The sequence below is a fragment of the Paenibacillus herberti genome (genome assembly GCF_002233675.1).
GTDB lineage: Bacteria > Bacillota > Bacilli > Paenibacillales > Paenibacillaceae > Paenibacillus_O > Paenibacillus_O herberti.
Window position 1 is genome coordinate 1,282,556 of the sequence record NZ_NMUQ01000002.1, and the last position, 14,802, is coordinate 1,297,357.

The 14,802-nt window shown below is 51.4% G+C and carries 13 protein-coding genes and 1 riboswitch; of the genes, 8 read left to right on the plus strand and 5 right to left on the minus strand.

What is annotated here, in order from left to right:
• The first annotated feature begins 123 nt into the window (after positions 1-123).
• The 4 genes from CGZ75_RS18220 to CGZ75_RS18235 all read left to right on the plus strand — a co-directional run bounded on the left by CGZ75_RS18220 (position 124) and on the right by CGZ75_RS18235 (position 5,931).
• Complete coding sequence (locus tag CGZ75_RS18220) at positions 124-738, plus strand: AbrB/MazE/SpoVT family DNA-binding domain-containing protein (RefSeq protein WP_089525626.1); 615 nt, start codon at positions 124-126, stop codon at positions 736-738.
• A gap of 529 nt (positions 739-1,267) precedes the next feature.
• Entirely contained in the window at positions 1,268-2,986 is a 1,719-nt protein-coding gene (gene ggt, locus CGZ75_RS18225; RefSeq protein ID WP_089525627.1) for a gamma-glutamyltransferase, read from the plus strand.
• Between the two features lie 177 nt (positions 2,987-3,163).
• Entirely contained in the window at positions 3,164-5,212 is a 2,049-nt protein-coding gene (locus CGZ75_RS18230) for a methyl-accepting chemotaxis protein (RefSeq protein ID WP_089525628.1), read from the plus strand.
• Positions 5,213-5,364: 152 nt separating this feature from the next.
• Entirely contained in the window at positions 5,365-5,931 is a 567-nt protein-coding gene (locus CGZ75_RS18235; RefSeq protein ID WP_245850948.1) for a DUF420 domain-containing protein, read from the plus strand.
• Between the two features lie 261 nt (positions 5,932-6,192).
• Here CGZ75_RS18235 and CGZ75_RS18240 read toward each other — a convergent pair whose 3' ends face one another.
• Positions 6,193-6,660, minus strand: a complete 468-nt coding sequence (locus tag CGZ75_RS18240; RefSeq protein WP_089525630.1) for a DUF6376 family protein — start codon at positions 6,658-6,660, stop codon at positions 6,193-6,195.
• 353 nt (positions 6,661-7,013) lie between these two features.
• On the opposite strand from CGZ75_RS18240, the gene CGZ75_RS18245 reads away from it, so the two are divergent.
• The 3 genes from CGZ75_RS18245 (at position 7,014) to CGZ75_RS18255 (ending at position 9,519) form a co-directional block, all read left to right on the plus strand.
• Positions 7,014-7,280: a DUF6953 family protein gene (locus CGZ75_RS18245; RefSeq protein ID WP_089525631.1), complete on the plus strand. Its 267-nt coding sequence runs from the start codon at positions 7,014-7,016 to the stop codon at positions 7,278-7,280.
• Between the two features lie 156 nt (positions 7,281-7,436).
• Positions 7,437-9,077, plus strand: coding sequence for a sigma-70 family RNA polymerase sigma factor (locus CGZ75_RS18250; protein WP_176444905.1), 1,641 nt, complete (start codon positions 7,437-7,439; stop codon positions 9,075-9,077).
• Positions 9,078-9,318: 241 nt separating this feature from the next.
• Positions 9,319-9,519 carry a cold-shock protein gene (locus CGZ75_RS18255; protein WP_089525633.1) on the plus strand — a complete coding sequence of 67 codons (201 nt, stop codon included), beginning with the start codon at positions 9,319-9,321 and terminating at the stop codon, positions 9,517-9,519.
• 75 nt (positions 9,520-9,594) lie between these two features.
• On the opposite strand, the gene CGZ75_RS18260 is transcribed toward CGZ75_RS18255, so the two are convergent.
• The 3 genes from CGZ75_RS18260 to CGZ75_RS18270 are packed head-to-tail and all read right to left on the minus strand — an operon-like array spanning position 9,595 to position 12,575.
• Entirely contained in the window at positions 9,595-10,389 is a 795-nt protein-coding gene (locus CGZ75_RS18260; RefSeq protein WP_089525634.1) for an energy-coupling factor transporter transmembrane component T family protein, read from the minus strand.
• Positions 10,386-11,954, minus strand: a complete 1,569-nt coding sequence (locus tag CGZ75_RS18265; RefSeq protein ID WP_176444906.1) for an ABC transporter ATP-binding protein — start codon at positions 11,952-11,954, stop codon at positions 10,386-10,388. Before CGZ75_RS18265 ends, CGZ75_RS18260 begins: the two co-directional genes overlap by 4 nt.
• A gap of 3 nt (positions 11,955-11,957) precedes the next feature.
• Positions 11,958-12,575 carry an ECF transporter S component gene (locus CGZ75_RS18270; protein ID WP_089525635.1) on the minus strand — a complete coding sequence of 206 codons (618 nt, stop codon included), beginning with the start codon at positions 12,573-12,575 and terminating at the stop codon, positions 11,958-11,960.
• A gap of 253 nt (positions 12,576-12,828) precedes the next feature.
• A riboswitch (TPP riboswitch) is annotated at positions 12,829-12,938 on the minus strand.
• A 134-nt stretch (positions 12,939-13,072) separates the two neighbouring features.
• On the opposite strand from CGZ75_RS18270, the gene CGZ75_RS18275 reads away from it, so the two are divergent.
• Complete coding sequence (locus CGZ75_RS18275; protein ID WP_089525636.1) at positions 13,073-14,005, plus strand: aldo/keto reductase; 933 nt, start codon at positions 13,073-13,075, stop codon at positions 14,003-14,005.
• A gap of 89 nt (positions 14,006-14,094) precedes the next feature.
• Here the strand turns inward: CGZ75_RS18275 and CGZ75_RS18280 are convergent, their stop codons facing one another.
• On the minus strand, positions 14,095-14,775 hold the full coding sequence (locus tag CGZ75_RS18280) for a VOC family protein (RefSeq protein ID WP_089525637.1): 681 nt from the start codon (positions 14,773-14,775) through the stop codon (positions 14,095-14,097).
• Positions 14,776-14,802 lie beyond the last annotated feature (27 nt).

Genomic DNA, 14,802 nt, shown 5'->3' on the forward strand with positions numbered 1-14,802 from the left:
GAATAACCGCGAGGCTAATACCCAATTTCGTGATTTTTAATCCTTTTTTTTAAGTTCTAAAGGAATTCGACACATTTTACCGAACCTTTAGTAGTAAAGAAACGCTAAAAGGGTGAGTGACGGATGAAAAGTATTGGAATCGTTCGTTTAATTGATGAGCTGGGACGCATTGTCTTGCCTATCGAACTTCGTCGAATGTTGGAGCTGAACGAGGGCGATCCGGTCGAGTTTTTCATGGATGAGGCAGCGAAGCGCCTCGTGCTGCGCAAATTCCGCTCGCAGGAATGTTTGTTTTGCCAATCAACGGAAGCGCTCGCTTTTTTCAAAAATCGATTCATCTGTGGTAGCTGTCTAGCGGATGCTTCACCGAAACCTTCTTTACTCCGAAATGCTGAGGCTCAGCAACGGACAGCAGAGAACAAGGCTGCAGTGGGATTCGGGAGTTCGGTAGCGTCACGCAGTAATGTTACGCATCCGTCAGCGGGAGTTTTCGCAAAACCTCAGGTAGCCGCAACTCGGACGGAATCGGTCGGTCAACCTAACGCAGAACGGCGAGCAGGGGGTCCGTCAGCATCCCTGGCGGCAGGCTTTTTGAGTCAGCAAAGCAAAGGTGAGCAGACAGCCAGACGCCTGGCCGAAGTCATGCAATCTCATCCTCGGGCTTCACAAGGGGAATGGGCTCGGATGCTCGGCATCTCGCAAGGCAGGGTCAGTCAATTATTACGAACGATGAAATAATTTCATTCAACAAAGAGGGGGATAACTTGAGGTGCCAATGGGCAGCTTAAGTTATCCCCCTTTAACACGTCCAGTGCTCACAAGCCTGAACCCCAATAAAGGTGCTCCTCTCTTTGGTGATGTGTTCACGACAAACACATTCTGCCAAAGATCAGGGCACTTTTTTTGTTTTTTCTCAATGGCAATTATAGAGGTTTATTAATTTTTTTTTAAAAATATTTAAAATTTGATCTTCGAAACCGATGTAGTAATGGTAACGATAATAGGAATATGTAACTATCTTATGGTTCAATAGTCTTATATAAAAGGTCCATTCGCAGGCTTTTTAATCAAATTAGGAATGCTAGATATTCTATTATTGATATTTATATGATCATATACCAATAGACAAAATGGTTGGAAAATAGTGTGAATATACATACTATATACCATGCACATGAAGGCTGGCTATCCCACTGGAAGGGGTGGTTAAGAGAGAGAATAGTTCAGCAAGTCAACGAAATCATGAATATATCTTAGGGGGAAAAACATGCGTAGTTCAATGAAAAAAGGGTCAGTTTTGTTAATGACAACAGTAATGTGCTTTTCAATTTATGGGGAATCTGTTAATGCAGCTAATCGTCCTACGACGATGGCGCCGAACGGAATTGTTACAACACCTCATTATTTAGCTTCCGCTGCAGCGCTCGAAGTGCTTGAAGAGGGTGGTAATGCGGTTGATGCAGCGATTGCTGCACAAGCGACACTCGCGGTTGTATATCCGCAATACACGGGTATCGGCGGAGATGCATTCTGGCTTGTTTACAACGCGAAGACGAAAGAGCTTAAAGCGTTGAATGCAAGTGGTCGTTCCGGCGAGAAGACAACAATTGACTTTTATAAAAATAAGGGCTTTGAAAAAATTCCTTCCCGCGGCTATCTAGCAGCTAACACCGTTCCAGGGACAGTATCGGGTTGGGGTGAAGCTTACAAATATGCAGAAAAAACGATGAACTTGTCCATGGACTGGGATGACCTGATGGAACGCGCAATCAGTTATGCGGACAAAGGTTACCCTGTAACTCCTAACCAAGAAAGATGGACAAACTCTGCTATCGATCCAACCGATAAAGAGCTTAAAGACTTGGGACGTTTTGAATCGTTCAGCAAAGTTTTCTTGAAGCCGGATGGCAAGCCTTACAAAACAGGCGAAATGATGGTACAAAAAGACTTGGCGAAAACGTTGAAGCGTATTGCTAAAAACGGCGCTAGTGAATTTTACAAAGGTGAAACCGGTAAATTGATCGCTGCTGACATTCAAGCTAACGGCGGCTCCTTGACTCGTAAAGATTTCATTGATCACAAAGCGGATTGGGTTAAACCAATTTCTGTCGACTACCGTGGCTACCAAGCTTACAACGTTCCACCGAACTCTCAAGGTATGGCTTCCTTGTCTATCTTGAACATTTTAAACAACTTTGACCTGAAGAAAATGGGCGATGGTTCAGCTGACTACTACCATGTTATGGTTGAAGCAACTAAGCAAGCTTTTGCTGATCGTGACAAATATTTGACTGACCCAGACTTCAATAAAATTCCAGTTGATGATCTGCTTTCTAAAGAGCACGGTAAAAACCTCGCGGCACGCATTGATATGAACAAAGCTGCAGAGAACGTTAAACCGCTTGACCCTAAAGGCGATACCGTTTGGCTCGGAATTGTTGATAAAGACGGCAACGCTGTATCCGTTATCCAAAGTCATTACTTTGACTGGGGTGCAGGCGTAGTTGCAAAAGACACAGGCGTTCTATTGCAGAACCGTGGCAGCTTCTTCTCCTTGGATAAGAATCACGTAAACGACCTGGAGCCTAAGAAACGTACGTTCCATACGCTCAACCCTGCCATGTTGATGAAAGACGGCAAACCGTATATGTTATACGGCACACAAGGCGGCGAGGGACAACCTCAAACACAAGCATCATTAGTAACGCGTTATGTTGATTTTGGCTTGTCGGTTCAAGATGCAATTGAAGCACCAAGATGGTTGCATGGCCGTAACTGGGGAGAGTCAGTTAACGGATTAAGAATGGAAGGCCGTATCCCGCAATCCGTAATGGATGAATTGGTTCGTCGCGGTCATCCAGTGAAAAAGATTGACGACTACACAGACCAAGTTGGTCAATCCGGTATGGTTGTGATTGATCCGAACACAAATGTTAAGTTTGCTGGCGCTGACCCACGTGGTGAAGGTGCGGCTTTAGGCTATTAATCAGTTTAAGGCATAATTAATTTCAAGTCCGTATGAAGAGGTTGTCAAGAAAGGTAGCTAGGGTAGATTACCTTGACGACCTCTTCAACATGCCTAATTCGTCTCATGCGACCAGAAAATAAGGCTGTGAAAAAAGATTCAGAGAAATATCTGACCAGAAAAGGGAGGTATGAGGTAATGAAAGAAAATGTAAAATCAAATGAGAAGGTTGTATCCACCGTTAATTTAGTGGGCAAGGTGCTTAAGGGTAAGCTTAAAAATCGACTAATAACTTGGTTTATTGTCGTGTCCCTTATTCCCCTTCTCCTCACCTCAGTATTTGTATATAGTACAGCGTCATCCAAATTGATTGAAAAACAAAGTGATTCCTATGTTTCGCTTGTGAAAAGTAGAGCTGAAATGATGGATCAGTATTTTAAAGAGCGTATGAGTGAAATGAAAATCCTCGCAACTACGACTGATATCCGTGCAGAAGATACTGCGAAAAAGATGACATTTATCCAAAGTTTAAAACAGAACGCCCCGCACTATGACGGTAACACATTTATCGGTATGGATGGCCTTGTGAAAGCAGACACATTTGAGAAGAGTGTTGGCATTGATTTAGGCATGAGGCCTTTCTTTAAAAATGCAATGGAAGGAAAAGAAACATACACGGATGTTATTTTAGCGAAGACGACAGGTCAACGCTCGATTATTGTAGCCGTACCTGTAAAGCAGGCGGATGGAAAAGTGACGGGCGCCTTAACTGGACTAGTCAATTTCGAAAAGTTTACTAGCGAGATTTTTAAAAGCTTGTACATTGACAATGGGGTAGGGTATCCGATTGTCATAGACAGTTCAGGGAAGATTCAACTCCACAAAAATAAAGAATTAATCGGAAAGACGGCCCAGGAAGCGAAGTTGCCGTCAGGATTAGTTAATATTTTGGGTCAAAAAAAGGCTGAAGCAACGTCTTTTGACTACTCGGATGCTGGAGAAGAGTATACCGTTGCGTATGCTCCAGTTCCTACCACAGGATATAACATCTATATGAACATTCCCGAAGATTCGATTACAGCAGCCGTTTCTTCTATTAAATGGTCGGTGTTCATTATCGTAGTTGCCGTCTGTTTGGTTGTCATCCTGCTTGCCTACTTTATCGCACGGCAGATTACGCGTCCGATCGTAGCGGTTGCGGAAGCGGCGGAGCGTGTATCTAACGGCGATCTGAATCAAGTAGAATTAGCCGTGAAGTCGAATGATGAAGTTGGCAAGCTGACTAGCGCAGTAAATACGATGATTCGTACGTTGCGTCAGTTTATTCAGCAAGTTAATCGTACAGCTGAAAATGTAGCAATATCTGCAGAGGAACTGTCTGCTAATGCAGAGCATACGAGCAAGGCGACGGAACATATTGCAATGTCGATTCAAGAGGTAGCAGATGGTTCTGATCAGCAAGTAAATAACGTGGAAGAAAGTGTGCGTTCAATCCATCAAGTTGCCCAAGGGGTTCAACAAATATCAAACAACGCTCAGAGTGTTGCTAATTCTGCTTTGAACGCTTCGGAAAGTGCTGAAATGGGTAACCGTAAATTACAATCGGTCATGCTGCAAATGCAATCGATACAACATACCGTTAACACGATAAATGGTACCGTTAAGCAGTTGGGACAGCGCTCGTCTGCCATCGACAATATCGTTCAGGTCATCTCTGGTATTGCGGCGCAAACGAACTTGTTGGCGCTGAATGCTGCGATTGAGGCGGCACGTGCTGGTGAGCAAGGACGCGGCTTTGCAGTCGTAGCTGGTGAGGTACGCAAGCTATCCGAGCAATCGGCTCAATCAACGCAGCAGATTGCTAAGCTGCTCGCTTCCATTCAGAGCGAGACCGCGATAGCGATTGATTCAATAGAAGCAGGCACGCGTGAAGTTGCGATTGGCATGGATGTCGTGAACCAAGCAGGTGCAGCGTTTACTGAGATATTAGATTCTGTTCAGCAAGTAGCTACTCAAATTCAAGAGGTAACGACCTATTCGCTCCAGATGAACAGCAACACGGAACACGCTGTTGAGCAGGTGAATGTTATTACCGAAATTGCCGGACGTTCAGCAGAGGGGACACAAAATGTATCGGCTGCAACGGAGGAGCAATTGGCGGCAATGGAGCAGGTAAGTGCTTCGGCAACATCGTTAGCAGAGATGGCAGAGGATTTGCAATCTTACTTGCGCCAATATAAAGTGTAGGGGGAAGGGGCGATAAGCCCCTTTTTTTACGTGTTGGAAGTATAGAAAATAGCACCGCCATGCGTTCAAGGTGTTGTCACACATGGCGGTGCGGCATTTCTCTATAATGAAAGACAGAACCCCGCATGTAATGCGGAAGGAGGTTAATCGCTCTGAAACAGACTCCCGATTCGTACAAGCCGACGACAAAGCGTAATTTTACGACTTGGATCATCGGTATTTCCTTAGTCGCGAACTTTGTTATTCTAATGCTGTTTTTTGGACCGGTCGGTTATAAAGGCAGTCTTTCCTGGGATATCACGATTCTGCCGAGGATCAATGCTATCTTGAACAGCTTCACGTTCATCTTCCTTGTGGCGGCTCTTGTGTCGATCATCCGCAAAAACATCAAGCTGCACAAAGGTTTCATTCTAGCTGCGTTCACTTCGACGCTGCTGTTCCTCGTCACCTACTTGACCTTCCACTACCTGTCTCCGGAGACAGCGAAGTTTGGCGGAGAAGGTATTTGGCGCCCGATTTACTTTACCATTCTCATCACGCACAGCTTCCTTGCTGCGGTCATTGTGCCACTGGCATTGTTCTCTCTTGTATGGGGCTGGACGAATCAGGTGCAAAAGCATAAGCGCATCGTGCGGTGGACGATGCCGATCTGGCTGTACGTCAGCTTTACTGGCGTCATCGTGTATCTATTCATGGCGCCATATTATGTAAACGGCTAAGCTGCTTTCAATGCAGCTGGCCAGAGGGCCTAGCCGGAGCGCTGGTCTCAAAGCGCTATGTACTGGAGATCTCTCGGAGCTCCTCGGAACCACTAAGCATGCTGGCTTCCCATAGGGGAGCGTCGATTATCTCGTGCTCCGGCCTGACGAACGGAGTGCAGTTCACACAACCTAAAAAACCCTCCCAACCGGGAGGGTTTTTTAGGTTCAAATGCAGTAACACAAAGCATTATTACAGGGCAGTAATGCAAAGTAATACCATCATTTGCCCAAGTTCTGCACTTGCTCCAGGATCGAGGAAATTTGTCCTACGGTCTGTCCTACCTGCGACTGCTTCAGTGTTTCTGCAGTCAGCTGACCGGATTGCGCCGTCGCCATCAAATTGGTGAGTTGTCCGTCCAGCGTGGCGTTATACTGTTCCAACTTGGCGTCAATACTTTCGGCGAATGCCGGTGGAGTGAGGCTGTTGAATGTGGCAATGTCAGCCTGCATAGCTGTAATTTCGGATTCCAGATTGGCGAGAGCGTCTGGACTGGTCAGCGCTTCCTGGGCGAGAGTCGGCAGCTGTTGGGAAAACTGAGTTGCATCATTAATATAAGCAGTTGCATCGTTCACATAAGAAAGGGAGTCATTGACTTTGTTGAGTCCTTCATCGACACTGCCTGGAAGAGAGCATCCAGCCAGCAATGCGGGCGCGAGGATTAGCGCCATTAGCCATCTTTTGGACATCGGTTCTTCATCCTTCCGCGAGTTTATAACTCGTTTATACTGAATCAGACCAGGAATGGTTTCAGTTTTTGCCAGTAAGCCAGCTTTCCATACGTGGGCTTAGGGTATACTGCTAGGTACTTGATATGATGATGCCTCGTTAGAATGGCTATGATTGACTCCGTTTGGAAAAAAGAGAAGACATCAACATTATTTTCCTAACGGTTAAAAATGAAATTGTTGACAAAATCGTTGGCCTTGAGCTTGACGTTGATGACTTTTTGTTACCTGTTCCTGGTTTATACAACCCATCAGCAGGGATGGTATACTGGCGATATGAGGCAAGATCAGCTGTAAGGAGGAATTAGGTTTTTATGGAGCAGTCACCGAAGCACGAACAAGAGCAAGCCGGGCCTGAGCAGAAGATCGCACAGTGGATGGTGGACGAGATCCGTGACAAGAGCCTTCTGCGTCAGGAAGATGCCATTGCGCATGTGCGCAGCCATTATGGAGATCAGTATGTGTTCGTGAACGAGCAAGGGAACGCATCGCTGGAAAAAGAGGTCAAGAAAGCCTTCCGCAAGCTGCACCGCGGCAGGATCGCTTGGGATAGAGACGGTTTTTTCTGGGCTTGGACATAGGCATCGACATAAGCATGAACATGAGTATGAACAGAGGGCGGGGTTGGCAGGAGTAGGGCTGCTGCTCTCGAGCCCTTTTTTTATTTCGGGTTCAGGTAACCTTTTTACGCTGAAATGGCACTATACCCTGACACGGAAAAAAGGAGCCTACAAGGGATGGAAGATACGGTGAATCGGGCGGCCGCCGGAGATCGCGCCGCTTGGGAGGAGCTGGCGGTCCGATCTTTGCCGCTGGCAAGGGCAGCAGCCCGCAGCCGTTTGCGTGATGCTGCGCTGGCGGAGGACGCCGTTCAGGAGGCGCTGCTCGAAGCCTTTCTTAATCTTCACAAGCTGCGGGAAGCAGAGGCTTTCCCGGGTTGGCTGGGACGCATCGTTGAGCGGCAATGCTGGAGACAGCTGCGCAAGCTGCAAGCGGGCACGGTCTCCTATGAGGAGCAGCAGGCTCGGGATGACGGCGCGATGCCGCTGCCGGAACAGGCGGTGCGTAGTGAGACGGCGCAGCTGGTGCGGGAATCGCTGGCGGCGCTTCCGCCCGGGCAGCGGCTGGCTGCGGAGTTATTTTACTTGGAGGGTTATTCGCTGAAGGAGCTGTCGTCGTATCTGGACCGCCCGGAGGCTGTGCTGCGCAAGCGGCTGTTCGACGCCCGACGCAAGCTGAGAAGTGCTCTGCCGCTTACCGATGCGGCTTCCGTGATTCAGGATTTGTACGGGAGGAATACGAGGATGCTGCATATCGTGAATGGGGACTTCGTTGGGGACAAGCTGCGGAAGTACGGGCTCGAGGGCGACATTTTGGTCTGGAGGGAAGTTTACTCGTTTGGTCCGGTCAGTGAGCGCTTGATCGGTGAGGGTGTTGACCGGAAGAGAAGGGCCGCTTATCTGGAAAAGACGTTCGGCATCCCGCAGGCGGAATATCTGGAGGGCTGCAAGTACCAGGAGGAGAAACTTGAGGCATACCGGGAGCAAAAAGGTCAGATTATCCTATGGTTTGAGCATGACCTGTTCGATCAGGCGATGCTTGCAGCGCTGCTGCATCGGCTGTCGGAATGGCCGGATGCCGCCGAGGGCCGCATCAGCCTGCTCTGCATCGGGGAATATCCCGGTGTGGAGCCTTTTCTGGGGCTGGGTCAGCTATCGTCCGAGCAGCTTGGTCGTCTGAGCGGCAGCTGGAGTCAGGTGTCAAGGCGTGAGCTGGAGCTTGGCCGCGAGCTGTGGCGCGCCTATACCGCCGCAACCCCGCTGCCGATGCAACAGCTGCTGGATGGCGATCTGTCACCGCTTCCCTATGCGGCTGCGGCATTCAAAGCTCATCTGTCTCGGCTTCCGTCGATGCAGGACGGGCTTGGAATAGAGCAGCGCACTACACTGGAGCTGCTGCGGGAGTTCGGGCCGATGAGTCCGCTAGAACTGTTCGGGCTGTTTGGACCGAGGCTCCATCAGTTAGGCTCCGGCGACCTGCAGTATTGGCATATACTGCGAGGCATGTTACGGGGCGAAGCTCCGCTGTTGCAGATGGAAGGAGAGAGCGCTTTGCCGCTCTACAAGGAGGATTCATCCGGGCTGGAGCGAAACCTGCTGAAGGTGACGGAGCAAGGGCTGGCAGCGCTGGAAGGCCGATTCCAAAGTGACGCGGCAGACAGATTGCGGGACGAAGCGGCAGGTCCATTGCTGAGCATAACGATGGATGGAGAACAGGAAGAAGAATGGCTAGGTGGTGTTCGCTTAAGCGCCGGTAAAACGTGCTGGCTATGGGATTTGGAGCAGCAGCGCACCATAGAAATGGAAGCGGATAACTAAGGGAACGGCTAGCGACGGACAATACCCAAAAGGCCTGATGGGCAAGAAATGTCGCCGCTTTCAGAAAATTTACCTTTTAACTGGAAGGCTTGTTGCAATTGCTTTCTTGAATATGCTACCATAACCGTAATAACCACTCGGCTGAATCTTCATATTAGTTGCGTTATTGTTCAATAACCGAATGAATATGTTGCATCTCAGATACAAAGGTTAGAACCCAGCAAGGCAGGAGGTGTCACATATGCAAAGAGGTACTGTGAAATGGTTCAACGCTGAGAAAGGCTACGGCTTTATCGAGATGGAAGGCGGAAGCGACGTATTCGTACATTACTCCGCAATCACGGGCGAAGGCTTCAAAACGCTTGACGAAGGTCAAGCTGTTGAGTTCAACGTTGTTGACGGAAGCCGTGGACCACAAGCTGAGAACGTTGTAAGACTGTAGTCTTATTGACGATCCGGATTGTAAGAAGGGCTGCTCCTCATCCTAGGATGAGTGAGCAGCCCTTTTTTTGTGTTATTACCGTACATCCGAGACAGGAATCAGCGACCAGAGCTGTCCGAGCTGCCAGGCAAGCAAGCTGGATAGCAGGATGTAGATGGCATACCAGGCATCGGCGGCAGACAGGGAATATTGGTAAAAATAAGTGCGTTGCCCGGAGCCGCTACTGAACCGTTTGGCCTCCATGGCGGCGGCGGTGCGGTGAGCGCGCCGGATACACTGCGCCAGCAGGGGAATGGCGTACATACGCAACCGCTCGTACCAGCCGCGGATGCCGCGTGGGCGGCGACCGCGGATTTGCAGCGCCTGTCGCAGCGTGACGAACTCCTCCGCCAGCAGCGGCAGCATGTTGAAGGCCGCAAGGAAGCTGTAGGCGTAGCGCGGCGGCAGTCGCAGCTGCTGCATGAGCGAGTAGAACAGAGCGACAGGGCGCGTCGTCAGCGCGAACGTCAGGCCGACAGCCGCTACCTGCAACGAGCGGAAGCCGAGATGCAGACCCCGGTAGAAGCTCTCCTCCGTAATGCGAATGAAGCCGTATTGGAACCAGAGCGTCTCGCCGGTGCCGAACATCATCATCCCCGTAGCCGAGCTGACGAATAACAGGAGGAAGGGCGAGGCGTACAGTAGCAGCCGCAAGGGCGGATGGCCGGAAAAGAATAGCAGCGGCAGCAGAGCCGCGATGGTGAGAGTGATCATCACGTTGGGGTTATGCGTCAGCAGCACAACGAGAAAGAGCAGCGCAGAGACGATCAGCTTATGAGCGGGATTGACGCGATGCAGCCAGGTCTCCTGATGCGGAAAGGTGAGGTTCATCTCGTTGCGGCTCCTTTCGCTAGCGGCACAAGCTCAGGGATAGACTGGGTAGGGAACGCTTGGAAAGGGGCTTCTGCTGGTGCTTGCCCATGCTCTTCCCTCACTTCCCCGTCCACGATCCGCCAGTGGCGGGTCGCAAAGCGGCTTACAAGCTCAGGATCATGCGTAATCATCAGAATGGCACAGCCGTCCCGGCGAAGCTCCTCCAACTGCTCCATCATCGAGACCGTTCCTGCGGCGTCAAGGCCGAAGGTCGGCTCATCGAGCAGCAGCAGCCGCTGGCCGCGAGCCATGGCGGAGGCGACGCTGAGGCGGCGTTTTTGACCCATGGAGAGTTGATAAGGATGCCGCAAGCCGAGCCCGTTCAAGGAAAAGTGATCCATTAGCTGCTGGACACGCCCTGTGCGCTCGGAGCCTTGCAGCGTCTCCGGCAGTGAGTAGTCGAGTTCTGCGCTCACACTGTCGGTTACGAGCTGGAACTCGGGATTTTGGAAGCAGTAGGCGGCATGCTCCGCCGCCTGCCTTGGTTTGCGCAGCCGGCGCTCCGGCACGCCGCATAAGTGAAGCTTGCCCTCGCTGCGAACCAGGCGCATAATTGCCAGCAGCAGCGTGCTTTTCCCGGCGCCATTGGCTCCGGTCAAGGCGATCCAGTCGCCAGGAAAGACGCGGAGCCGCTCGGCCCGCACTTTGATCTGGCGGCCGCGCAGCCCGGCGAAGCCGTCCAGCTCCAGCAATGGGGCTGGGGGCGCGGCGCAAGCGTTGCTGGCAGCCGCTGCATGCCCGGCAGAAGCGAAGCTTCCGAGCGGCTTTTTCCCCTGAGCATAATCATCCCAGAACCCGGGATACCAGATGCCGTATTGTTGCAGTTGGCTGCGGCAATCGCGGAAAATCTGCTCCGGCGGGCCGTCCGCCTCAATCGAGCCGTCCGGCGCGAACAGCAAGACGCGGTCCATGTCGCGGGCGATCAGCTCGATTTTATGTTCCACGATGATGACGGTGCGTCTGCTCCAAATGTTCCGCAGCGCGTCCCATACTTGAGTGGTGCCTTCCTCGTCGAGCAGCGCGGTCGGCTCGTCAAGAAGCAGTGTATCCGGCTCAACCGCCAGCATAGAGGCGACGGCCAGACGTTGCTTCATGCCTTGCGACATAGTAGCGATCGCCGTATGGGCATTGTCCAGCTGCAGACCAGCCTCGTCCAGACAGCGGGAGATCAGGCCCGGTATCTCCTCGCGCGGCACGCCGCGATTTTCAAGAGCAAAAGCAATCTCCTCATCCGCATAAGGCATGCAGAACTGCGCATCAGGATCCTGAAATACATAACCGGAACGCTCCGGCACGACGAGCTGCTCCGCTTTCAAAGGGATCGGCACGATGGAGGGCATGAGCCCACCCAGTACTTGCAGCAGCGTGGACTTGCCGCAGCCGCTCGGCCCGAGCAGCAGCACCTTTTCCCCTTGATGGATCGTCACGTCAAGGTCGCGGAACAGCAGCGGCGCTTCATCTCCGGGGTATTTGAGCCGAAGACGGCTCGCCATGGCTGCGACAGGGCGAGGAATAGCGCTCATCGATCAGCCCTCCAGCGCGTCATAATCCTTGGCTGATGCGGGCCGCAGCAGGTTCAGCACTCCCGTGCGCTCAAGCGCACGAGCCAGCGCCCAAGCGAACAGGCCGGCGATGATGATGCTGCCCAAGACGCGCATGGAGATGAACAGCGCATAGTTCCAGAACGCCAGCTGGTCGATATAACCGTAATGACGGTCGATGAAGATCGAGGCGACGGCAGAGCCGATGGAAGCGAGAATGGCGACGAGCGGACCGGCTTTACGATACAGGAACATGGCGAAAAACAGTTCGGCTCCAAGCCCCTGGAACAAGCCGTACCAAAGGGTGGAGATTCCCCATGATCCGCCGAGGAACGCCTCAATGGCGGCAGCGGATATTTCGGCAAGAATCGCAACGCCCGGCTTGCGGATAATGAGGAAGGCGAATGTGCCAGCCATGAACCACATCCCGTAGCTGAGCTGTTCCGCATGCGTGCCGAATGGCTTCAGCACATCGTACATCGGACCCCAGATTTTGTAGATGAGGCCGAACACGACGGAGATGACAATCGTTACGAGAATGTCGGTGAGCGTGAGTCCTTTGGAATTGCCGCCGGGGCGGATAGAGGTTGGTGCAGTGGACATGAACTTCAGCTTCCTTTCGAGATGGGAGTGGAATTTTCCACAGAATGCATGGCCCGGAGCATTTCGGCAGAAAGGGCAAAAAGCCCGCCGGAAGCCGGCGGGCAGATCGAACGTAACAAGCGCGCATGGAAGCTGTAAAACGGCTTCCCCCTGTCCTTGAGGACGGCTGCAGCCTGCCTCAACAGCGAATGGACTCGGCGGAGGGATGGTTGTCCCAGCCGGAGCCTCTCGTTAACTCGGAAGGCGAAGCTTGGTGTGCGCGATGCATTCTCTCTACGCTGGCATTACCCAGATCAGATCAATGGTCAGCGGCATACGGCCGCAGTCTCAGCCCGACTTAATCGAGCACCCATGCATGCTATGAAATTGATCTAACTATACCCTGAAATGGATAAAGCGGCAATAGGTGGGAATAAGCAGGCGCATAGCTCCGTTATGGTACTGTTGCATTGGCACTGGCGCGCGGGTAAGCTGGAAGTACAAGGAGGGATTGACGAATGAAATACAGACGTCTAGGCAAAACCGACCTGAATGTATCGGTCGTTGGCATCGGAACTTGGCAGTTCGGCGGGGAATGGGGCATGGACTTCTCGCAGGACGAGGTCGACGCTATCCTCGATAAGGGCGCAGAGCTCGGCATCAATCTGATCGACACGGCGGAATGTTACGGAGATCATCTGTCGGAGGAGTTCATCGGGCGATATCTGAGTCGCCGCAAGCGTGAGGACTGGATTGTCGCCACGAAGTTCGGCCATCACTTCCATGAGCGGTTCACGCGCACGGATGTGTTCACGGCGGATGATGTTGTGCGCCAGCTGGACGCCTCTTTGAAAGCGCTCCAGACGGACTATGTGGATCTGTACCAGTTCCACTCCGGGCCGGATGCGGTTTTTGACAATGATGAGCTTTGGACCGTGTTGGACAAACAGATTGCAGCGGGCAAAATCAGGCATCTGGGCACCTCCATCGGCAGCAACGACAACCTGCATCAGACGGAGGCGTCCACGCAAGTTGGCTCCAAAGCGATTCAGGTCGTCTACAATCGCCTTGATCGGACGCCTGAGGAGCGCGTATTTCCATCCTGCCAGGCTCAGGATCTCGGCGTGTTGGCGCGTGTGCCGCTGGCGAGCGGTTATTTGAGCGGCAAATATAAACCTGGCACAGAATTCGGCGCGACCGACGTGCGCCATCGTCATGATGCGGAGCTGGTGCAGCGCCGTCTGGAAGAGGTGCAGCAGATCGCCCGTGAGGAAGTGCCGCAAGGCGTGAACATGGCAGCTTGGGCGCTGGCTTGGTGCCTGCGTCATCCCGCAGTAACGAGCGTCATTCCCGGCTGCAAAAATCCAGAGCAGGTACAGGGCAACGCCGATGCGGTGGAGCTTGTGACTGAACCTCATCCGCAGGATGTGGCAGCTCCGGTGCGTGGTTAGAGCGTTATCCATTCCATGCACAAAAGACCTCCCGTTCCGCAGCGATGCGGATCAGGGAGGTCTTTTTGCATGAACCATTTTAAACCATACTAGCGAACGATAATCTGATACGGATATTCTCCAATTTGCAGCTGTCCTTTTTGCGTGCCTTCTATAATAATTTCTGTTTTGAAAACATCCGACTTTTTATCCGAGCCAAACCAGACCCTCTGGCAAACAGCCAGAATGAACAATCCTTCTTCATCTCCTAAAGCTCCAAATGTATCATAGCTGTTTTTGTAGCCATCGATGGAGAGGGCGGATGTCAGCAAGTCCTTCGTACCTGGCACATCGTTAACGACGAGCCCAATTTCGCTAATATTAAGTAAATCTTTGCTTGAAAAAGGAGCTGAGCTGGTATGATCGAGAGTGTGCCTGGCAATGAATTCAACAATATTATGGGCGGAATCGTAAAAGTAAATTGAAGTTGAATTCCAGGTTTGTGAAAAGGATGTTTTCGAGTTGTTCGGCAAGTCAGCAATTTCAATGCAAGCGGAGTTTAGCCAAGCTATGGATTCATCCATTTTGTTGCCGGGAATGTTAAAAGCAAAATGATAAAACGGGTTCTCCCCGGTAGCTTCCGCCTGTTCAAACGTTAATTGCGATTGCCCAACTTGTACGGTGAATGCAGTCTTTGACTGCTCTACAAGAGAAAGCTCGAGTATTTCCGTGTAAAATCTCTTGAGCTGTTCCAGCTCACTCGTGAGCAGTTTTAGAGCCTGTATCCGCAAAAAATCTCCCCCAAATTAATCTGCTTC

Coding starts and splice junctions, on each gene's coding strand:
- CGZ75_RS18255 (WP_089525633.1), top strand. CDS start 9,319: ATGCAAAGAGGTACTGTGAAATGGTTCAACGCTGAGAAAGGCTACGGC.
- CGZ75_RS18270 (WP_089525635.1), bottom strand. CDS start 12,575: ATGTCCACTGCACCAACCTCTATCCGCCCCGGCGGCAATTCCAAAGGA.
- CGZ75_RS18260 (WP_089525634.1), bottom strand. CDS start 10,389: ATGAACCTCACCTTTCCGCATCAGGAGACCTGGCTGCATCGCGTCAAT.
- CGZ75_RS18275 (WP_089525636.1), top strand. CDS start 13,073: ATGAAATACAGACGTCTAGGCAAAACCGACCTGAATGTATCGGTCGTT.
- CGZ75_RS18265 (WP_176444906.1), bottom strand. CDS start 11,954: ATGAGCGCTATTCCTCGCCCTGTCGCAGCCATGGCGAGCCGTCTTCGG.
- CGZ75_RS18230 (WP_089525628.1), top strand. CDS start 3,164: ATGAAAGAAAATGTAAAATCAAATGAGAAGGTTGTATCCACCGTTAAT.
- CGZ75_RS18240 (WP_089525630.1), bottom strand. CDS start 6,660: ATGTCCAAAAGATGGCTAATGGCGCTAATCCTCGCGCCCGCATTGCTG.
- CGZ75_RS18220 (WP_089525626.1), top strand. CDS start 124: ATGAAAAGTATTGGAATCGTTCGTTTAATTGATGAGCTGGGACGCATT.
- CGZ75_RS18245 (WP_089525631.1), top strand. CDS start 7,014: ATGGAGCAGTCACCGAAGCACGAACAAGAGCAAGCCGGGCCTGAGCAG.
- CGZ75_RS18250 (WP_176444905.1), top strand. CDS start 7,437: ATGGAAGATACGGTGAATCGGGCGGCCGCCGGAGATCGCGCCGCTTGG.
- ggt (WP_089525627.1), top strand. CDS start 1,268: ATGCGTAGTTCAATGAAAAAAGGGTCAGTTTTGTTAATGACAACAGTA.